Annotated in this window: 20 protein-coding genes; 13 read left to right on the top strand and 7 right to left on the bottom strand. The window is 69.8% G+C overall.

Annotated elements, in window-relative coordinates; translation table 11 throughout:
• Position 1: 1 nt before the first annotated feature.
• Together AC3A6X_RS06360 and AC3A6X_RS06355 are read right to left on the bottom strand one after the other, a co-directional pair.
• A complete protein-coding gene (locus AC3A6X_RS06360) occupies positions 2-1,270 on the bottom strand; it encodes a CaiB/BaiF CoA transferase family protein (RefSeq protein ID WP_487841371.1) in 1,269 nt (422 codons plus the stop codon).
• Entirely contained in the window at positions 1,267-1,737 is a 471-nt protein-coding gene (locus AC3A6X_RS06355) for a MaoC family dehydratase (protein WP_106556912.1), read from the bottom strand. Before AC3A6X_RS06355 ends, AC3A6X_RS06360 begins: the two co-directional genes overlap by 4 nt.
• Before the next feature lie 143 nt (positions 1,738-1,880).
• On the opposite strand from AC3A6X_RS06355, the gene AC3A6X_RS06350 reads away from it, so the two are divergent.
• Genes AC3A6X_RS06350 through AC3A6X_RS06320 form a run of 7 tightly spaced genes read left to right on the top strand, consistent with a single transcriptional unit; the run spans position 1,881 to position 8,272 of the window.
• Positions 1,881-2,696 (top strand): enoyl-CoA hydratase/isomerase family protein, encoded by an 816-nt coding sequence (locus tag AC3A6X_RS06350; protein ID WP_487841370.1) that lies wholly within the window; start codon positions 1,881-1,883, stop codon positions 2,694-2,696.
• Between the two features lie 10 nt (positions 2,697-2,706).
• A complete protein-coding gene (locus AC3A6X_RS06345) occupies positions 2,707-4,251 on the top strand; it encodes a class I adenylate-forming enzyme family protein (protein WP_487841369.1) in 1,545 nt (514 codons plus the stop codon).
• The gene (locus AC3A6X_RS06340; RefSeq protein ID WP_487841368.1) at positions 4,248-5,039 is read left to right on the top strand and encodes an enoyl-CoA hydratase/isomerase family protein; all 792 of its coding nucleotides are present in this window, start codon (positions 4,248-4,250) and stop codon (positions 5,037-5,039) included. The genes AC3A6X_RS06345 and AC3A6X_RS06340 overlap by 4 nt, the downstream gene beginning before the upstream one ends.
• A 17-nt stretch (positions 5,040-5,056) precedes the next feature.
• Positions 5,057-5,848: an SDR family NAD(P)-dependent oxidoreductase gene (locus AC3A6X_RS06335; protein ID WP_487841367.1), complete on the top strand. Its 792-nt coding sequence runs from the start codon at positions 5,057-5,059 to the stop codon at positions 5,846-5,848.
• Positions 5,849-5,867: 19 nt separating this feature from the next.
• Positions 5,868-6,230, top strand: a complete 363-nt coding sequence (locus AC3A6X_RS06330) for a Zn-ribbon domain-containing OB-fold protein (RefSeq protein WP_487841366.1) — start codon at positions 5,868-5,870, stop codon at positions 6,228-6,230.
• A gap of 3 nt (positions 6,231-6,233) precedes the next feature.
• Entirely contained in the window at positions 6,234-7,388 is a 1,155-nt protein-coding gene (locus AC3A6X_RS06325; RefSeq protein ID WP_487841365.1) for a thiolase, read from the top strand.
• 14 nt (positions 7,389-7,402) lie between these two features.
• A complete protein-coding gene (locus AC3A6X_RS06320; RefSeq protein WP_487841364.1) occupies positions 7,403-8,272 on the top strand; it encodes a MaoC/PaaZ C-terminal domain-containing protein in 870 nt (289 codons plus the stop codon).
• 703 nt (positions 8,273-8,975) lie between these two features.
• On the opposite strand, the gene AC3A6X_RS06315 is transcribed toward AC3A6X_RS06320, so the two are convergent.
• Genes AC3A6X_RS06315 through AC3A6X_RS06305 form a run of 3 tightly spaced genes read right to left on the bottom strand, consistent with a single transcriptional unit; the run spans position 8,976 to position 11,727 of the window.
• Positions 8,976-9,890: a crotonase/enoyl-CoA hydratase family protein gene (locus AC3A6X_RS06315; RefSeq protein ID WP_487841363.1), complete on the bottom strand. Its 915-nt coding sequence runs from the start codon at positions 9,888-9,890 to the stop codon at positions 8,976-8,978.
• The gene (locus AC3A6X_RS06310; RefSeq protein WP_487841362.1) at positions 9,887-10,741 is read right to left on the bottom strand and encodes an SDR family NAD(P)-dependent oxidoreductase; all 855 of its coding nucleotides are present in this window, start codon (positions 10,739-10,741) and stop codon (positions 9,887-9,889) included. Before AC3A6X_RS06310 ends, AC3A6X_RS06315 begins: the two co-directional genes overlap by 4 nt.
• 5 nt (positions 10,742-10,746) lie before the next feature.
• Positions 10,747-11,727, bottom strand: a complete 981-nt coding sequence (locus AC3A6X_RS06305; RefSeq protein WP_487841361.1) for a phytanoyl-CoA dioxygenase family protein — start codon at positions 11,725-11,727, stop codon at positions 10,747-10,749.
• Positions 11,728-11,851: 124 nt separating this feature from the next.
• Here AC3A6X_RS06305 and AC3A6X_RS06300 point away from each other — a divergent pair, with 124 nt between their 5' ends.
• Positions 11,852-12,292, top strand: a complete 441-nt coding sequence (locus AC3A6X_RS06300; RefSeq protein ID WP_487841360.1) for a carboxymuconolactone decarboxylase family protein — start codon at positions 11,852-11,854, stop codon at positions 12,290-12,292.
• Positions 12,293-12,337: 45 nt separating this feature from the next.
• On the opposite strand, the gene AC3A6X_RS06295 is transcribed toward AC3A6X_RS06300, so the two are convergent.
• Positions 12,338-12,766, bottom strand: coding sequence for a PaaI family thioesterase (locus tag AC3A6X_RS06295; RefSeq protein WP_487841359.1), 429 nt, complete (start codon positions 12,764-12,766; stop codon positions 12,338-12,340).
• Positions 12,763-13,566 (bottom strand): enoyl-CoA hydratase/isomerase family protein, encoded by an 804-nt coding sequence (locus tag AC3A6X_RS06290; RefSeq protein ID WP_309963074.1) that lies wholly within the window; start codon positions 13,564-13,566, stop codon positions 12,763-12,765. The genes AC3A6X_RS06295 and AC3A6X_RS06290 overlap by 4 nt, the downstream gene beginning before the upstream one ends.
• Before the next feature lie 98 nt (positions 13,567-13,664).
• On the opposite strand from AC3A6X_RS06290, the gene AC3A6X_RS06285 reads away from it, so the two are divergent.
• Genes AC3A6X_RS06285 through AC3A6X_RS06265 form a run of 5 tightly spaced genes read left to right on the top strand, consistent with a single transcriptional unit; the run spans position 13,665 to position 19,691 of the window.
• Positions 13,665-15,566: a feruloyl-CoA synthase gene (locus AC3A6X_RS06285; protein ID WP_487841358.1), complete on the top strand. Its 1,902-nt coding sequence runs from the start codon at positions 13,665-13,667 to the stop codon at positions 15,564-15,566.
• Positions 15,567-15,611: 45 nt separating this feature from the next.
• Entirely contained in the window at positions 15,612-16,817 is a 1,206-nt protein-coding gene (locus tag AC3A6X_RS06280) for an acyl-CoA dehydrogenase family protein (protein ID WP_487841357.1), read from the top strand.
• Between the two features lie 21 nt (positions 16,818-16,838).
• The gene (locus AC3A6X_RS06275; protein ID WP_487841356.1) at positions 16,839-17,972 is read left to right on the top strand and encodes an acyl-CoA dehydrogenase family protein; all 1,134 of its coding nucleotides are present in this window, start codon (positions 16,839-16,841) and stop codon (positions 17,970-17,972) included.
• Positions 17,969-18,763 carry an enoyl-CoA hydratase/isomerase family protein gene (locus tag AC3A6X_RS06270; protein ID WP_487841355.1) on the top strand — a complete coding sequence of 265 codons (795 nt, stop codon included), beginning with the start codon at positions 17,969-17,971 and terminating at the stop codon, positions 18,761-18,763. Before AC3A6X_RS06275 ends, AC3A6X_RS06270 begins: the two co-directional genes overlap by 4 nt.
• Before the next feature lie 25 nt (positions 18,764-18,788).
• Positions 18,789-19,691: an SDR family NAD(P)-dependent oxidoreductase gene (locus AC3A6X_RS06265; RefSeq protein ID WP_487841354.1), complete on the top strand. Its 903-nt coding sequence runs from the start codon at positions 18,789-18,791 to the stop codon at positions 19,689-19,691.
• Positions 19,692-19,735: the final 44 nt, after the last annotated feature.

The following is a 19,735-nucleotide window of genomic DNA, read 5'->3' as shown; positions in this document are numbered from 1 at the left end:
GTCAGCGCGTGATGTTGGCGATGTCTTCGGCACCGTAGCCAAACCAGCCGAGCACTTCGTCGTTGTGCTCGCCGAGCTGCGGCGGCGGCAGGTGGATGCCGCCGGGCGTGCCGGAGAACTGCGTCGGCACGGCGGTCGTCACCATCGGGCCCTCGGTCGGATGCCGGTAGCGCTGGAAGAAGCCGATCTCGTTCAGGTAGGGGTCCGAGAGCATGTCCTCGAAGCGCGCGACCGGCCCGTTCGGCACGTCGATCGCGTCGAGCAGCTCGTGCCACTGCGCGGTGGGCCGGGTCTTCATCTGATCCGAGACCATCCCGTAGACGCGGTCGATGTTCTTCATGCGCCCTTCGTGCGTCGCGAAGATGGGGTCGGTCAGCAGCTCGGGGCGGCCGAGCGTCGGCAGCAGCCGCTTCCACTGCTCGTCGTTCACGGCCAGCACGCAGATGTGGCCGTCGCTCGTCTCGTAGGGGCGGCGATGCTCGGAGAGCAGGCGCGTGTAGCCGACGCCGGCGCCCATCGGCGGGTCGAAGGCGCCGCCGTACAGGTGCTCCTGCAGGTTGAAGGCGACGATGGTTTCCAGCATCGGCACGCGCACCATCTGGCCGAGGCCTGAGCGCTCGCGTGCGTACAGCGCCATCGCGACGCCGGAGGCCAGCATGTAGCCGCAGAACTTGTCGACGATCACGGTGGGCAGGTAGCGCGCCTGGCCGACCGAGCGCAGCATCAGGTCGGCGATGCCGGCCTCGCCCTGCACCACGTCGTCGAAGGCCGGATCGTTCTCGCGCGGGCCGCCGGGCATGTAGCCGCAGCCGTAGCCGTAGACGATGCGCGGGTTGCGCGCGGCGATGTCCTCGTAGGCGACGCCCAGGCGCTTCGCCGCCGCCGGGCGCATGCTGTGGATGAACACATCCGCGCTGTCGACCATGCGCAGCAGGGCCTCGCGGGCCTCGGGCCGCTTCAAGTTCAGCGTCACGCTGCGCTTGTTGCGGTTCATGTTCAGGTGCATCGCCGCCATGTTGGGGTTGCGCGAGGGGCCGTTCTGGCGGTTCGGGTCGCCCTCGGGCGTCTCGATCTTGATGACGTCGGCGCCCATGTCGCCGAGGATCATCGTCGCGACCGGGCCGAGCACGTTGACCGTCAGGTCGATCACGCGCACGCCGGTCAGCGGCCCGGCGCTGGTGACCAGCCTGGCGTGCAAGGGCTCGCCGGCCGGGGCCGCATCCGGCTGCACCTCGGCCTGCACCTCGGCCGGCAGCACCGGCGCTTTCACGTGCGCACCTCCGAGCGGGCCTTGAGCATGCGCAGGGGCGTGTACTCCATCACCACCGTGCCGTCTGCCTTCACCACGCGGTTGCGCGTGCGAACCAGGCCGCGGCCGGGCCGGCTCTCGGAGCGGCGCGCCTCGATCACTTCGCATTCGACGTGGATCGTGTCGCCGGCGAAGGTCGGCCCCTTGATGTCGAGCTGCATACCGAGGAAGGCGAGGCCGGTGCCCTGCATGGTGGCCTGCGCGAGCAGCCCCTCGGCGAAGCAGAACACCATCGAGCCGGGCGCCAGGCGCCCCTCGAAACCGGCGACGTTGCGCAGGAAGTCGAGGTTGGTGAACAGCACCTCGGTCATCCCGATCTTGTCGATGAAGCCCACGATGTCGGCCTCGGTGACCGTGCGTCCCACGGTCTTGAACTGCCGCCCCAGCGGCAGATCTTCGAAGCAGAAACCGAGACCGACTGTGTCCATGTGCCACCTTGAACGCAAGAAATTTGCGCTTCCATTGTTGAACGATGTTCGATAATATAAATGCCGAGACGACGCGTCGTCAACACGACGGCCCCCTCGGAAACCCGCCCGTACCACTGAAATCGAATCGAAGGAGACCTCGCTTGGAGACCGACAGCCGCTATGCGCGCTACACGCGCCTGAAGTTCGACCGGCCCCACCCGCGCGTGCTGCGCGTGACGCTGGACTCGCCGCTCAAGATGGGCGCGATGGACGCCGCCATGCACCGCGAGGCCTCGCAGATCTGGGCCGACGTCGATGCGGACGATAGCGTCTCGGCGGTGATCGTCACCGGCAGCGGCAAGACCTTCTCCGCCGGCGGCGACCTGCACCACGAGCGCAAGGTGTGCGAGGACTACGCGCTGCGCATGCAGGCGATGAAGGAGTCGCGCGACCTGGTGCTGGGGATGATCAACTGCCGCAAGCCCATCGTCGGCGCGGCGCGCGGCTGGGCGGTCGGCGCCGGGCTGGCGCTCCTGATTCTTGCGGACGTGTCGATCGCCTCGCGCGACGCGAAGTTCTCCGACGGCCACCTGAAGATCGGCGTCGCGGCCGGCGACCACGCGGCGATCATCTGGCCGCTCCTGTGCGGCATGGCCAAGGCCAAGTACTACCTGATGACGGCGGAGACCTTCACCGGCGAGGAGGCCGAGCGGATGAACCTGATCTCGATGGCGCTGGCCGACGAGGAGGTGGAGGGCAAGGCGGTCGAGGTGGCCTCGCGTCTGGCCGAGAGCGCGCCGGCCGCGGTGCGCTGGACCAAGCAGACGCTGAACCACTGGCTGCGCCAGGCGGCGCCCATCTTCGATGCCTCGCTGGCGCTCGAGTTCATCGGCTTCGCCGGCCCCGAGGGCATGGAGGGCATCGATGCCTTCCTCGGCAAGCGCGCGCCGAAGTTCAGCCCCGACTCGCCGGTCTAGGACGCGCGTCATGCTCCAGACCATCGGCGAGCTGCTGGAACGCAACGCCCGCTTCCATCCGGAGCGCGAGGCACTGGTGTGCGAAGGCCGGCGGCTGAGCCATCGCCAGCTGCTCGAACGCGCAAAGCGCCTGGCCGACGGGCTGCACCGCCTGGGCCTGCGGCGGCAGGATCGGGTCGCGATCCTGTCGATGAACAACGCCGAGTACGTCGAGCTGCTGGCCGCCGGCGACTGGGCGGGCTACATCGTCGCGACGGTGAACTTCCGCCTGGCCGCGGCCGAGGTCGAATGGCTGCTCGGCGATGCGACGCCGCGCGTGCTGGTGTTCGAAGCGCAGTATGCGGAAATGGTCGACGCGCTGCGGCCGCGGCTCGCGACCATCGAGGCCTATGTGTGCATCGGTGGGTCTGCGCCGGGCTGGGCGAACGACTACGAGGCCATCGTCGAGCACGGCTCCCCCGAAGGGCCGCCATTCCGCTCGCAGGCGCAGGACTACGGGCCGCTGGTCTATACCAGCGGCACCACCGGCCGGCCCAAGGGCGCGCTGCGCGCCCAGTGGCGCTGGGTGCGCACGGCCGACGCCGGCTCGCGCATGAGCGAGCTCGACTCCGACACGCGCATGCTGCTGACGACGCCGGCCTTCCACGTCGGCGTGATCGGCTATGCGCTGCAGGTCCGCTGGTGTGCCGGCACGCTGGTGCTGCACCGCGGCTTCAATGCGGCGAACGTGATCCGCACGATCCAGGAGGAGCGCATCAGCTTCACCTTCGTCGTCTCGGCGATGCTGCAGGCGATCCTCGATTCGCCGGCGATCGGCGATGCGGACCTGTCGAGCCTGCACAACGTCGTGGCCGCCGCGGCGCCGGTGCCGGTGGCGCTGCTGCGGCGGGCGTTCGAGCGCATCGGGCCGGTGTTCTCGGTGCAGTACGGCGCGACCGAGACCGCGGGCTGCGGCATGTATCGGCACGAGCTGAAGCCCTTCGGCGACGCGCGCGACCTGAAGCGCATCGCCTCGGTCGGCCACCCGGGGCAGGGCACGCGGATTCGCATCGTCGGCGATGACGGCGAGGACTGCCCGGCCGGCACCGCGGGCGAAGTCTGGACCTTCACCGACGAGCGCATGGACGGCTACTGGAACAACACCGCCGCAACGCTGGAGGCGCTGCAGGGCGGCTGGTTTCGCACGGGCGATGTCGGCCATGTGGACGAGGACGGCTACCTGTTCCTGGTCGACCGCAAGAAGGACATGATCATCTCGGGCGGCGAGAACATCTACAGCCGCGAGGTCGAGGAAGCGGTGCAGGCCTACCCGGGCATCGTCGAGTGCGCGGTGATCGGCGTGCCCGATGCGAAGTGGGGCGAGGCGGTGAAGGCCTACGTGGTCTGCGCGAGCGGCGCGAGCGCGCCAGAGGCCGAGGTGATCGCCCATTGCAAGCGCCTGATCGCCGGCTACAAGTGCCCGAAGCATGTCGAGGCGATCGGCGAGCTGCCCCGGGTGGCGAGCGGCAAGGTGAACAAGGTGGCGCTGCGCGAGCGCGCCAGGAATTCGAAATGAGCGCGATGTTCGAGACCCATGTTGCCGATCGCATCGCGACCGTCACGCTGTGCCGCGCGCCGGTGAATGCGCTGAGCGAGGAATGGGGCGAGGCCTTCGGCGCACTCCTCGACCAACTCGGCGCGCGCGACGACTGGACGGTGCTGCATCTGCGCAGCAGCCAGAAGGTGTTTGCGGCCGGCGCCGACCTGGCGCAGATCGATGGCTGGGCCGGCGAAGGCCGGGCGGGGCCGCGGCTGGCGCTCTACATCGAGCGGCTGCAGGCGGTGTTTGCCAGGCTCGCGAGCCTGCCGCAGGTCACGCTGGCGGAGCTTGGCGGGGCCGCGCTCGGCGGCGGGCTCGAGCTGGCCCTGTGCTGCGACCTGCGCATCGCTGCGCATGAAGCCAGGCTCGGGCTGCCCGAAGTCGGCCTCGGCCTGATCCCGGGCCTCGGCGGTACGCAGCGCTTGACGCGGCTGGTGGGCGCCGGCATCGCGAGCCGCCTGATCCTCGGGGCCGAGTTGCTGGACGGCACGGCCGCGAAAGAGCTCGGCCTCGTGCAATGGGCGGTGCCCAGGGCCACGATCGGCAACGAGGCGGCGCAGCTGGCGCGGCGTGTCGCCGCGCTGCCGCCGCCGGCGTTGCGCGTCGCCAAGCAATTGATCGCGGCCGCCGGCGCATCGGCCACCACCGGCTACGCGCTCGAACGCGAGCTCGGCGGCGCCTTGCTCGAAACGCCGCAGGCGCGCGAACGCATCGCGGCCTTCCTGCAGCGCAGCGCCAGGCCCGCAGCGGCCCCATCCCCTTGAACCCTGGAGACCGATTCATGACCGAGACCCCCGACACCTCCTGGCGTGCCGTCACCGACCTGGCCGGCAAGAGCGTCGTCATCACCGGCTGCGCCTCCGGCATCGGACGCGCCGCGGCGCTGCAGTTCGCCAGTGCCGGCGCCACCGTGTATGCCGGCGACAAGAACCTGGCCGATGGCGAGGCCACCATCGCGCAGATCCGCGCCGGTGGCGGCCGCGGCGAATTCATCGCGCTGGACCTGGCCGACAGGGCGACCATCGACGCCTTCGTCGACGCTGCCGTGGCGCGGATCGGCGGCGCGCCGGACATCATCGCGAACGTCGCCGGCCTCGACCGCGTGATGCCCTTCCTCGAGAACACGCCCGAGGTCTGGGACCTGCTCGCGCAGGTCAACTACATCGGCCCGGTGCGCATGATCCATCGCTTCCTGCCGCACATGATCGAGCGGCGCCGGGGCAAGATCGTGATGGTGGCGAGCGACGCCGGCCGCGTCGGCAGCATGGGCGAGACCTTCTATGCCGGCACCAAGGGCGCGGTGATCGCCTTCACGAAGTCGCTGGCGCGCGAGACGGCGCGCTCGGGCATCACCTGCAACTGCGTCGCGCCGGGGCCGACCGACACGCCGCTGTTCAACGGCACGATCCCCGAGGGCAAGCTGCGCGACGCGCTGATCAAGGCGATCCCGCTGAAGCGGCTGGCGCAGCCGGTCGAGATTGCGCACACCATCGTTTACCTCGCGACGCCGGCCACGGACTTCATGACCGGCCAGGTGGTCTCCGTCAGCGGCGGCCTGACCATGCATGGCTGACCGTCAAGCGAGGACTCCGATGAACCCCGAGAAGGAATTCTTCGAGCACCTGGCTTCCGGGCGCTTCATGATCCAGAAGAGCCGCAGCACCGGCGGCCATGTGTACTACCCGCGCATGGCCGAGCCGGGCACCGGCGCGAGCGACCTCGAATGGGTTGAGGCCTCGGGCCGCGGCACGGTCTACTCGACGACGGTGATCCGCGGCAAGCCGCCGGCACCGAACGCCAACCTCGCGCTGATCGATCTTGCCGAGGGGCCGCGCATGATGAGCCGTGTCGACGGCATCGCGCCCGAGGCGGTGAAGATCGGCATGGCGGTGCGCGCCAGGGTCATCACCGAGGACGACCATCCGCTGGTCGTCTTCGAACCGGCGGGGGACTGAGGGATGCAGGAACGTTTCCCCCGTGGCCGGTGCGCGATCGTCGGCGCCACCACCTTCGGCTGCGGCGCTGCGCCGGGCTTCAGCGCGATGGAGCTGGCGCACCAGGCGAGCGTGCTCGCGCTGGCCCAGGCCGGACTGAAGCCATCGGATGTCGATGGGCTGTTCGTCGTGGTCATGGACGACTCGCTGTCCGGGCTGACCTTCGCCGAGACGCTCGGCATTCATCCGCGATTCCTCGACAACAACCGCACCGGCGGCTCCTCGTTCCAGGTGCATGCGATGCTGGCCGCGCTGGCGCTCGATGCCGGCCTGTGCGACGTGGCGCTGATCGCCTACGGCAGCAACCAGCGCAGCAGCACCGGCAAGCTGCTGCAATCGTCGCGGCCCTCGCCGTGGGAGTCGCCGTACAAGCCGCTGCGCCCGATCTCGTCGTATGCGCTCGCCGCGGCGCGGCACATGCACCAGTACGGCACGACGAAGGAACAGCTCGGCGCCGTCGCCGTGGCCGCGCGCCAATGGGCGGCGCTGAACCCCGAGGCCTTCGTGCGCGAACCGCTCACGATGGAGGACTACCTGAAGGCCCGCCTGGTCGCCGACCCCTTCGGCGTGCGCGACTGCTGTCTCGTCACGGACGGCGCGGCCGCCGTGGTGCTGACGCGCGCGGACCGCGCGAAGGACCTGTGCCGGCGGCCGGTGTATCTGCTCGGCGGCGCGCAGTCCACGACGCACCGCGAGATCGCGAGCATGCCGGACCTGACCGTCACCGGGCTCGCCGAGGCGGCCCCGCGCGCCTATGCACAGGCCGGCGTGGGCCCCAGGGACATCGACGTGGTCGAGCTGTACGACGCGTTCACGATCAACCCGATCCTGTTCCTCGAAGACCTGGGCTTCTGCGAGAAGGGCGAAGGCGGCCGCTTTGTCGAAGGCGGGCGCATCGCGCCGGGCGGGGAACTGGCGGTGAACACGAATGGCGGCGGCTTGTCCTGCGTGCATCCGGGCATGTATGGCCTGTTCACGATCGTCGAGGCGGCGCGCCAGCTCGCGGGCAGCGCCGGCGAGCGGCAGGTGCCCGGCGCGAAGCTGGCGATTGCGCAGGGCAACGGCGGCGAGCTTTCGCACGAGGCGCTCGTGATCCTGGGCAGCGAAGAAACGCTATAGGCATTGGAATCGAAATGCTCGACTACGAGATCTGCAAGAACTGGACTTTCCCTGACCTCGTCCATCGCTATACCGAACGCGACACGATGCTGTATGCGCTGGGCCTGGGCTTCGGGCAGGACCCGATGGATCGCGGCGCGCTGCGCTTCGTCTACGAGGAGGCGTTGCAGGCGGTCCCGACCATGGCCGCGGTGATGGGCTCGCCCGGCATCTGGTGGCGCGACCCGAAGACCGGCGCCGATGCCGTCAAGCTGGTGCATGGCGAGCAGGACGTGCGGGTGCTGCGCCCGTTGCCGGTCAAGGGCTGCGTGATCGCGCGCAACCGCGTGGTCTCGCTGACCGACAAGGGCGCCGGCAAGGGGGCGGTCGCGGTGGTGCTGCGCACGCTGGTCGATGCGGCCAGCGGCGACACGGTGGCGGAGAGCCGCAACGTGACCTTCCTGCGCGGCGACGGCGGCTTCAGCGCCGATGGCGGCAGGAGCGATCCGGGCCCCGAGCCGCTGCCGGCCGTGCCCGAGCGCGCGGCCGATGTCGAAGTGAGCTATGCCACGCGGCCCGAGTCGGCCTTGATCTACCGCCTGAGCGGCGACGTGAATCCGCTGCATGCCGATCCCGACGTGGCCGCGAGGGCCGGCTTCGACCGCCCGATCCTGCACGGCCTGTGCACCTACGGCATGGCGGCGCGCGCGGTGATCGAGCAGGTGCTCGGCCACGATGCGGCACGGCTGAAGCGCCTGGCGCTGCGCTTCACCTCGCCGGTCTGGCCGGGCGAGACCGTGCGCTACGAACTGTGGCGCGAGGGTGCGGCGCTGCTGCGGCTGCGCGCCAGTGTCGATGCGCGCAAGACGGTGGTACTGAACAACGGCTTGGTCGAGGTCGACTGATTCCAACTGTCGAGAAGGGCGTTCCTTGCACTGGGGGCGCCCGACGGGTGTGTGCTTGCGCCCTGCAAAGGCGCCCACGGGTCCGCTGCCGCGCGCCACTGTGGCGGTCGTCGCTTCGCGCCGACTTCCCTGCGGTGCTCGCGTCGCCGGCCTGCCGCAGAACTCGCGACGTTCACTTCGTTCACTCTGCTCAAACAGCTGCGGCAAGTCAGTCCACGAAGCACGCCTGTCCTTCGGCAGGCGTGCGGCCGGCGACCCTCCGCTCCTCGGCGCCACAGAGGCGCGCCGCAGCGGACCCGCGAGCACCTTTGCGGGATACGTTGTGCCGGTATCCCCAAACATCCAAACATCCAAACACCCAAGCGCTGGGCGCGTGGGACCGGGGCCCGGTATTCAGATCAACCCCACCGTCTCCTCCGCGGAAGGTGGTCTGCGGGCCGGGCGATTTCTGGGGCGGCGAGGAGCGCAGTCTGGGGGCGGGCGCGCCTGCCGAAGGACAGGCGCGCTTCGTGATCTGACTCGCCGCAGCTGTTTGAGCGGAGTGCACCGAAGGGGCACGCAGCGAGTTCTGCGGCGCCGCCCCCAGACGAGCACCGCAGCGAAGTCGGCGCGAAGCGACGACCGCCCCAGTATGAGCCCGGACCGCAGACCGCCTTCCGCGGCGCGCAAGCCTGCATCCTCCGCTATCGCGCGTCCTCCAGGCTCAGCCTTCCCCTGCTGATGAGCCGCGGGCTTTCAAGCGCGCGACGCTGTCCCCATACGGCTCGTCGCGGTTCTTCAGCGCCTCCTTCAGCCCGGCCGACGCCATGTCGGCCTTGAACTGCGTGCGCCGCGGCCCGCTGGCCAGGTGCGCGCGTGCGTCGAGCTCGGCCGTGAGGCGCTGCAGCGTGCGCACATGCATCAGTTCCATGCCGAGGTTGATCACCCGCTTGTGCGCGGCGAGCAGGTCGACATCGGTCAGGGCGATGCGGCGCGCGAGTTCCGCGACCTCGTCTTCGAGCCGGTCGGCCGGCACGGCTTCCATCACCAGGCCGAGGCGCGCTGCGTCGAGGCCGCTCACGCAGTCGCCGGTGAACATCAGCCGCTTGGCCCACTGCGGGCCGGCATGGGCGAGCCAGAACTGCGTCGGGGGCGTGCCGTTGGCGCGCGTCGCCGGAAAGCCGATGCGCGCGTCCTCGGCCGCCAGCACGAGGTCGCACAGGAAGGCGAGGTCGGTGCCGCCGGCCAGGCAGTTGCCGTGGATCTTCGCGATCACCGGCTTGTGCAGGTCGAAGATGCGCATGCGCTGTTCGAGCGTGCGCTCCAGCGCCCAGCAATCGTCGTCGAAGCCGCTGCGCTGGCTGCGGTAGAGGGCAGGGTCGTAAGGCATGTCCTCGGGTGCGACGCCGGCGTAGGCGCCGGCCAGGTCGTAGCCGGCGCAGAAGTCGCGCCCGGCGCCGTCGATCACGATGACGCTCACGTCGCGCCGGTCGTCGGCCTCGAGCAAGGCCTGCTCGAGCTCGCCGAGCATGGTGTCGGACAGCGCGTTGCGCTTGTCGGGCCGGTTCAGCGTGATGCGCGCCACCCGCGCTTCGACCTTGAAAAGAATCGTCTCGCTGCTCTTCAGCCACTTGTTCATGGCGTGTCTCCAGTCAGGTCGGCCTTCGCTTCGTCCTCGGCCGCGATCATTTCCAGGGCGGCGAGCGCCGCCACTTCGCCGACGCCGCCGTCCACCGGCAGGCAGACACCGCTGATGAAGCGTGCCTCGTCGCTCGCGAGGAACAGCGCCGCGGCCGCGACATCCCATGCGTCGCCTTCGATGCCCAGCGGCGCGATGCGGCGGCGGCGCTCGCGGCCGGCCGCGTCGACGAACTGCGCGACCAGCGGGGTGAACAGGTGGCCCGGCGCGATGGTGTTGGCGCGCACGCCGTCGCGGCCGTACATCACCGCGAGCTCGCGCGACAGCGCCACGACGGCTGCCTTCGACGGGCCGTAGGCCGCGCCGCCGTGGGCGCGCAGGCCGGCGGTGGACGCGATGTTGACGACGTTGCCGCGCGAGGCGACCAGGTGCGTGATCGCCTGCTGCGTCATCAGCACGACGCTCTTCAGGTTGAGGTCGAGCACGCGCTGCCACAGCCCGTCGGGCAGCGCCTCCAGGCGGCCGCCGCCGGCACCGTGGCCGACGTTGTTCACCAGCACGTCGAGGCGGCCGTAGTGTTCGAGCATCGCCGCGACGACGCGGCGGCAACCGTCCGGCTCGGTGACGTCCGCGGCGCAGACGAAGGCGTCGCCCCCGTCCTCGACGATCAGGCGGCGCGTGAGCTCGGCGCGTTCGGCATCCAGGTCCACCAGCGCGACGCGCGCGCCTTCGCGCGCGAACACGCAGGCGATGGCCTTGCCGGTGCCGAAGCCCTCGCCCTGCGAACCGGCGCCGGTGACGATTGCGACCTTGCCGGCCAGGCGCTGCAAGTAGCGAGAGGGGCGGGGCATGGCGCTCAATGGATGGGGCGCACGATGGTCGCGCGGCCGTCCCGTGCTGCAAGGATGACTTCGTCGCCGACATGGAAGCGCGTGGCGATGTCGGCCAGCGGGACCTGCTGGCCATCGAGGCCGCGGCAATAGCTCGCCTCGTCGACGACGAAACGTCCGCCGCGCCCATCCTCGCCTTCGAGCTCGACCGCGTGCGCTTCGACAACGGTGAGGCGGCCGACCATCGGCGGGTCCTCGTTCGCGCCCATGACGCGGATGTCCATCGACAGGCGAAAGCGGTCGGAATGGTTTGCGAGGCCGGTGTGCGGGGTGTTGAGGTCCATCAGGAGCACGTCGCCGGGCCGGTAGGTGGTGCGGCGCCAACGGTCGGCCGGCACCGCGCCCTCGGGAATCGGGTAGAGCGGCGGCTGCTGCGTGTCGTGCAGGATCGGACCGCGGTGCAGGCCTTCGCCGAGGATCAGGCCACCGACCTCGTCATCGATCTCGGCGAGCGGGATCCAGCAGATGCGAAACGGGATGCCCTTGTTGTAGAAGCCGTCCTGGTGCACGAAGTCCAGGCGCGAACGCGTTCGGTCGGCGGCCGGCGGCGTGGCACGGTACTCGACGGTCGGGATCCAGAAAGGCTCGTCCTGCAGCAGCTGGCGGAAGAAGGCGTGGATCGCCGGCTCGCGCACGAAGGGCTGCCAGGCCTTGCGCTTGGACAGCGGGTCCATCCGGAAGGGGAAGCCCTCGAGGCTCGCGCCGTTGTAGCGCGCCTCGGGGTCCGCCGGGTCGGCCACGCCGTACTCGCCGAGCAGTTGCATGTAGACGGCGCGCAGGCGCGCGACCGCGCCGCGGTCCAGCACGTCGCGAAAGAACCAGTAGCCGTTGCGCTCCCAGGCGGCATCGAGTGCGGCCCGGTCGCCGAGCAGATGGTTGGAGGACTCCAGTTCGCGTACCCGGGGCGCGGTGGCGGGGGGTGTCGCAAGAGCGGCTGGGGATTGCATATAACGGAACAATGTTCGTAGAATAGAACGACATTCACTGTAGGCGATGACCCGGGCGTCCCACCAAGCGGGTTTACCCGAATCGTCGCCGCGAGCCGATGCCCACCACCCGGAGACCCATTCGATGAGCAGCGAAGACGAACAGAGCCCCAACTACCAACGGGGCGTGAACCTCGTGCGCGAGATGCTCGGGGAGGCCTTTCTGGGCGGCATGCTTTCGGCGGCGAACTCGGGAGGCTTCGCGGCGGATGCCGCGACGATCGCCCTCGAATCGGCGTTCGGTGCCGTCTGGTCGCGCCCGGGCCTGCAGCGCAAGGAGCGCAGCCTCGTCACGATCGGCATCCTGGTCGGCATGGGCAAGCCCAACGAGCTGAAGAACCATGTGCGCGCGGCGCTGAACAACGGCCTGACGGTGACCGAGTTGCAGGAGGCGCTGATCCAGGCGATTCCGTACTGCGGCTTCCCCTGCGTGGCCGAGGCGCTGGAGGCGACGGTGGCAGTGCTGCGCGAGCGCGGGCTGGTTGGCGAGAGCGTCAAGACCGCGAAGGATCGCGGGATGCTTTAGCCGGCGCACGCGCCGCACGATCTCGCCGCGGGGGTCGTGTCGGTCTCACGCCGTTTCTTCCCCGATGACCTGACACTGCGCGGTGGCCTGCGCGATGCGCTGCCCCTGGCTCCAGATATAGCAGTTGGCGAACACGACGCGCCGCCCGGCGCGCACCACGTCGACCTGCGCTTCCACCCAAGCGCCGGGCGGCGCGTTGCCGATCAGGTTGACCGACAGGTTGGTCGTCAGCATCTTGGGTCTCGGCTCGCGCGCATGCTTGGCGGCCCAGACGATGGCGGTGTCGGCCAGCATGCAGATCATGCCGCCGTGCATCATCGCGCCGCGGTTGCGGTGCTTGTCCTCGACGCGCAGGCCGACGATGTGGATGGCGTCGCGCCGTGCCACGTACAACGGCCCGACCAGTTCGTGGAAAGGGCCGAAGGCCGGCATCTGCTCGAAGCCGGCCGGGATGTCCGTCAAAGGTGGAGTCATCGGTTGCCGAAGCGCGGCGGGCGCTTCTCGAAATAGGCCTTGCGCTTCTCCGCCGCGTCTTCCGTGGCCTGAGCCTGGAACACCGCGCGCGATTCGATCTCGCAGGCCGCCTCCAGGCTCGCGACGCCCTGGTTCAACCACAACGATTGCTTGGTGAGCCAGACGCCGAGCGGCACGTTGACGCAGATCGCCTCGGCGAGCGCGCGCGCCTCGGCCAGCAGGCGCTCGTCCGGCACTACACGCAGTGCGAGGCCGATGCGCGCCGCTTCGTCGGCCAACACCGGGCGCGCCGTCAGCAGGATCTCGGCGGCGCGCTGGGTGCCGACCGCGCGCGGCAGCATCCAGCTCATGCCGAGCTCGTGGCCGGTGCCGGCGTTGTGGATCGAGTTGACGAACTTGGCGGATTGCCCGGCCAGGCAAAGGTCGGCCGCCAGTGCGAAGGCGAAGCCGATGCCCGCCGCGGCGCCGTTCACCGCCGCGATCACCGGCTGCGGCAACTGGCGCATCAGGAGCGGGATCTGCGCGATGCGCGTGATCGAGTGCTTCGCCACATAGGGCTTGCCGAGCGCCGGGTCGACCCACGGCGCAGGCCCGGGCGAGCGCAGGTCATGGCCGGCGCAGAACGCACGCCCGGCGCCGGTGACGATCAGCACGCGCGTGCCGGCGTCGTGCCGCAGCGCCTCGAGCTGCGCGATCAGCGCTTCGTACATCGGAAAGTCGAAGGCGTTCAGTGCATCGGGCCGGTTCAGCGTCAGCGTGGCGATGCCGTCGTCGGAGCGTTCGTAGAGGAGGTCGGTCATGGCGCGATGGGCTTGTCTCTGTCGTTCGAATTCTAGTACGATGTTCAATTAAATGAAGTGCCGCCGCATCGACGGTCATGTTTCAGGAGACGTTTTCCATGTCCCACCGCGATCCCTCGTTCGATGCGCCGATCCGGCCGGTGCGGCTCGGTCCGGCCGCCTGCGAGGTCGCGCACGATGCGGACGGCAGTGTTCGCATGCGTCTCGCCGAGCCGCTGCAGCGCTATCCGCGGCGCTACACCGACCGGCTGGTGCAGTGGGCACTCGAACGGCCGGCGCAGGTGTTCCTCGCCCGCCGCCCGCCGGGCGGCCCAAAGACGGGCGCGTGGGAGACCCTGACCTTCGCCGACACGTTGCACAAGGTGAGGGCGATCGGCCAGTCGCTGCTGAACCGGGGCCTCGGCGCCGGGCGGCCGGTGATGATCCTGTCGGAGAACGACTTCGACAACCAGTTGCTGGCGCTGGCCTGCACGCACGTCGGCGTTCCGTATGTGCCGGTGACGCCGGCGTATGCGCTGCTGTCGCAGGACCACGCGAAGCTGAAGTTCCTGAACGCGCGTGTGCGTCCGGGGCTGGTCTATGCGTCCAGCGCCGCGACCTACGGGCGTGCCGCGCGCACGGCCTTCCCCGAGGCGGAGTTCGTCGCCAGCGAGGCCGAAGGCGGTGCCACGCCGTTCTCGACGCTCCTCGACGCCGCGCCGGGTCATGCGGTCGACGCGGTCTACGACGCGATCCGGCCCGAGCAGGTGGCCAAGGTGATGTTCACCTCCGGCACCACCGGCGAGCCCAAGGGCGTGATGCTGACGCATCGCATGCTCTGCAGCAACCGCCAGCAGGTCGTGCAGGCGATGCCCTTCCTGCTCGACGAGCCGCCGGTGCTGGTCGACTGGCTGCCGTGGCACCACACCTTCGGCGGCACCAACAACCTCGGCATCGCGCTGTACTGCGGCGGCTCCTACTACCTGGACCCCGGCAAGCCGATGGCCGAGGCGGTGCAGCCCAGCGTCGACGCGCTGCGCGAGGTGTCGCCGACGATCTACTACAACACGCCGGGGGGCCTGGCCGCGCTGCTGCCGCACCTGCGCGACGACGCACTGCTGCGCGAGCGCTTCTACGCCCGGCTGCAGCTGCTGTACTACGGCGGCGCCGTGCTGCCCGCGCACACCTGGGCCGGCCTCGACGAGGTGGCGGTGAAGCACTGCGGCGAGCGGGTGCTGATCGTCTCGGGCATCGGTTCCACCGAATGCGGCCCGGTGCCGCTGACGACGAGCCGGGACCCGCGCCGCGAGGCGATCGTCGGCCTGCCGGTGGCCGGCGTCGAGCTGAAGCTCGCGCCGGTGAACGACAAGCTCGAGCTGCGCGTGCGGGGCGACTGCGTGACGCCCGGCTACTGGAACGATCCCGAGCGCAGCGCTGCCGCCTTCGACGACGAAGGCTATTTCTGCCTCGGCGACGCGGCGAGCTTCGTCGACCCCGCGCATCCGGAGCAGGGGCTGCGATTCGATGGCCGGATTGCCGAGAACTTCAAGCTCTCCAGCGGCACCTGGGTCCATGCGGGGCCGCTGCGCAGCACGGCGCTGGCGGCGTTCGCGCCGCTCGTGCTGGACCTCGTGATCGCCGGCAGCGGCGAGGAGCATGTCGGCGCACTGGTGTTCCCCGATCTTGCGGCCTGCCGTGGGTTCGACCCGGCGCTTGCGGCCGATGCGCCCGCAAGCGAGGTCGTCGCGAGCCCGCGCGTGCGGGCGGCCTTCCAGCAGCGGCTGGATGCGCTGGCCGCCGGCGCCACCGGCAGCTCGAACCGCGTGCTGCGCATCGCCGTCGAGACCGAGCCGGCCACGCTGGACAGCGGCGAGATGACCGCCAAGGGCACGCTCAGCCCGGTCGTGGTGCTGCGCCGTCGCGCCGCTGCGGTGGCCGAGCTGTTCGCCGACCCGCAGCCCGCGCGTGTGCTCTGCGCAGCCGGCGAAGCATTGACAGTCCGTTCGGCGGCGTTAAACTAAACGAACGTCGTTCATATAATTGATCAACCGAGAGCCACACTGTCCATGCGCTTCGAGTTTTCCCCCGAGGACGAGGCCTTCAGGCTGGAGGTTCGCGCCTTCTTCCGCGACCACCTTCCGCCGCCGATGGCGCGCCGTTTCTACATCGGCGCCCACCCGCCGTCGCGCGAGGACGTGCGGGCGTTCCAGAAGCTGATGCACGGCCGCGGCTGGGGCGCGCCGCACTGGCCGCTCGAATGGGGCGGCACCGGCTGGAGCCCGCTGCGCAAGCACCTGTTCATGCAGGAGCTGTACGACGCCGACGGGCTGGACTACAGCTGGCAGGGGCTGCACATGGTCGCGCCGGTGATGCTCGCCTTCGCGTCCGACGCGCAGAAGCGGCGCTTCCTGCCGCCGATGCTGGCCGGCGACGAGTTCTGGACGCAGGGCTTTTCCGAGCCCAACGCCGGCTCGGACCTCGCGAGCCTGAAGACGCGGGCCGAGCGCATCGGCGACGAGTACATCGTCAACGGCCAGAAGATCTGGACCAGCGATGCCTCGATGGCCGAGTGGGGCTTCTTCCTGGTGCGCACCGATGCCGACGTGAAGCCGCAGCGCGGCATCTCCTTCCTGCTGATCAGGATGGACACGCCGGGCCTGACGGTGCGGCCGATCGTGTCGATCGAAGGCGGCCTCGGGCTCAACGAGGTGTTCCTCGACAACGTGCGGGTGCCCTGCGAGAACCTCGTCGGCGAGCCCGGCATGGGCTGGACCTATGCCAAGTACCTGCTCGGCAAGGAGCGCACCGCCAGCGCCTTCCTCTACTTCAACAAGCGCGAGCTCGAGAAGGCGCGCGAGATCGCCACGGTGCAGCGCGTACACGGCCAGCGCCTGATCGAGCGCCCCGAGTTCGCCCGCAAGCTCGCGCGCGTCGAGGTCGACCTGCTCGCGCTCGAATACTCGGTGCTGCGCGTGCTGTCGCAGGAGAAGAACCGCCACGACCTCGATGCGGTGGTGTCGGCGCTCAAGCTGCGCGGCTCGGCGCTGCAGCAGCGCGTCACCGAGCTGCAGGTGGAAGCGCTGGGCCTGCATGCGCTGCGCCAGTGGGGCCATGACGAGGGCGAGGCGATCGAAGGCGGCGAGGCGCTGCGCTGGCCGCCGCAGGTGCCGGGCCGCACCGCGCAGGCGCTGATCACGCGCGCGTCGACGATCTACGGCGGCTCGCAGGAGATCCAGAAGAACATCATCGCCAAGCTGGCCTTCGGGCTGTAGGCAGCAGGCAGGAACGCAGACATGGACTTCAACCTGAGCGAAGAGCAGCAGATGCTGCGCGATGCCGCGAACCGCTACGTGCGCGAGCAGTACGGTTTCGAGGCGCGGCGCCGCCTGCAGGCGGCCGGCAGCGCATCGACGCCGCACTGGGCGCAGTACGCCGAGATGGGCTGGCTCGGCCTCGGCATCCCGGAGGACTTCGGCGGCCTGGGCTGCAGTTTCGTCGAGACGGCGCTGGTGGCCGAAGAACTGGGCCGTGCGCTGGCGCTCGAGCCCTACATCGGCTGCGCGGTGCTCGCGGCCCGGCTGGTCGAGACCGCCGACGCACCGGTGTTCGCGTCGCAACGGCGCGGCGAGCTGCTCGAAGCCCTGGCTGGCGGTGCATTGCAGATCGCGCTCGCGCACAGCGAGCCGGCCGGCCGCTACGAGCTGGACGCGGCGTCGACCATCGCGCGCGCCGAGGGCGACGGCTTCGTGGTCGAGGGGACCAAGCTGATGATTCCCGGCGCGCAGGGAGCGGATCTATTCATCGTGTCGGCGCAGGTCGCCGGCGAGGGGCTCGCGCTGTTCCTGGTCGACAAGGGCACGGCCACGCTGCACGGCTATCCGCTGATCGACGGCACGCTGGCTGCCGATCTCGAGCTGCGCTCGGTGTACGTTGCCGCCGGCGCGCGGCTCACGGCGCCCGGCAGCGGCCTCGCGAAGCTCGAGGAGGCGCTCGACCGTGCCGCGCTCGCGCAGGTGGCCGAGGCGCTGGGCTGCATGGAAGCGGTGCTGGAGACGAGCAGCGAGTACCTGAAGACGCGCCAGCAGTTCGGCCAGCCGATCGGCCGCTTCCAGGCGCTGCAGCACCGCATCTCGGAGATGTTCGTGGAGGTGCAGGAGACGCGATCGATCCTGTACCGCGGCATCGCCAGCCTGGGCGGCGCGCCGGCGCTGCGCCGGCAGGCGGTCTCGGCCGCGAAGGTGCTGCTGGCATCGTCGGCCCGCTTTGTCGGCGGGCAGGGCATCCAGCTGCACGGCGGGATCGGGCTCACCGACGAGTACCCGATCGGCCACTACTACAAGCGGCTGTTGGCGCTCGCGACGCTGTACGGCGACGGGGAATGGCACCTCGGCCGCTTCGTCGAGGCGCAACGGGAGACGGCAGCATGAACCTCGACCACTACCGCAGCCTGGCACTGCGCCGCGACGGGCGCGTGCTTCACGTGAGCTTCAACCGCCCGGAGGCGCTCAACGCCTTCGACACGGCGATGCATGACGAGCTGGAGCGCCTGCTCGGCGAACTGCCGCGCGACGACGCGACGCATGTCGTCGTGCTGACCGGCGCCGGCAAGGCCTTCAGCGCCGGCGGCGACGTCGAGCAGATGCAGCGCCTGGTCGATCGCCCGTCGCTGATGGTGCCGGATGCGACGATGGCCAAGCGCCTGGTGATGGGCCTGCTCGATGTGCCGCAGCCGGTGATTGCCAAGGTGAACGGCGCCGCGATGGGCCTGGGCGCGACGCTGGCCCTGTTCTGCGACGTCATCTTCGCCGCGAACCACGCGAAGATCGCCGATCCGCATGTGAAGGTCGGCTTCGTCGCCGGCGACGGCGGCGCGGTCATCTGGCCGCAGCTCATCGGCTATGCGCGGGCCAAGCAGTACCTGTTGACCGGCGACGCGATCACCGGCGAGGAGGCGGCCGCGATCGGGCTGGTCAACTTCGCCTTGCCGGCCGAGGAGCTGGATGCCGCCGTCGACGCCTGGGCCCAGCGCATGGCCGGCGGCGCGCGCCGCGCGATCCAGTGGACCAAGGCCACGATCAACGTCGGGCTCAAGCAGATCGCCGCCTCGGTGATGGACGCCGGCATGGCCTACGAGCTGCTGTCGAACCAGACGCGCGACCATGCCGAGGCCGTCGCGGCGTTCCGCGGCAAGCGCGCGCCCGATTTCAGCGGTGACTGAACACCAAAACTCAAGGAGCAAACGGATGGGGATGGTTCAAGACAAGGTCGTGGTCGTGACCGGCGCCGGTGCCGGCATCGGGCGCGACTTCGCAAAGGCGTTCGCCGCGAATGGCGCGAAGGTGGTGGTCAACGATCTCGCGCGCGACAAGGAAAGCGGCCGGGCGCTGGCCGAATCGGTGGTCGCCGAGATCAGGGAAGCGGGCGGGCAGGCGGTGGCCGCGGTGGAGAGCGTGGCCGAATGGGATTCGGCCCACAAGATCGTGCAGGCCGCGCTCGACAGCTTCGGGCGCATCGACTGCATCGTCAACAACGCCGGCATCGTGCGCGACCGCTTCATCTTCAACATGAGCAAGGAGGAGTGGCAGGCCGTCGTCGACGTGCACCTGAACGGCTCCTTCTACATGACGCGCGCCGCGGCGCCGCATTTCAAGAGCCAGGAGAGCGGCAGCTACGTACACATGACCTCGACCTCGGGACTCATCGGCAACCTGGGCCAGGGCAACTACTCGGCCGCGAAGATGGGCATCGTGGGGCTGTCGAAGTCGATCGCGCTCGACATGGCGCGCTTCAAGGTCCGCTCCAACTGCATCGCACCGTGGGCGTGGACGGCGATGACGGCCGGCATCCCGGCCGACACGCCGGAGGAGAAGGCGCGCGTCGAGAAGCTGAAGAAGATGGAAAGCGCCAAGATCGCGCCGCTGGCGGTGTACCTCGCCAGCGACCGCGCCGACAAAGTGTCGGGGCAGATCTTCGGCGTGCGCGCCAACGAGATCTATTTCTTCAGCCAGATCCGCATGATGCGCTCGATGCACCGCGGCGATGGCTGGACGCCCGAGAGGATCGCGGACGAGGCGATGCCTGCCTTCGAGGCCAGCTTCTTCGACAACGTGCCCTCGATGAAGCTGACGCCCTGGGATCCGGTGTGAGGGAAGCCCGGGAGCATGCAATGCTGCCGGGCTCGGTTAGCATT

This window comes from Variovorax sp. Soil_C_12 (genome assembly GCF_057657375.1).
This window is presented reverse-complemented; position numbering and strand designations above follow the sequence as displayed.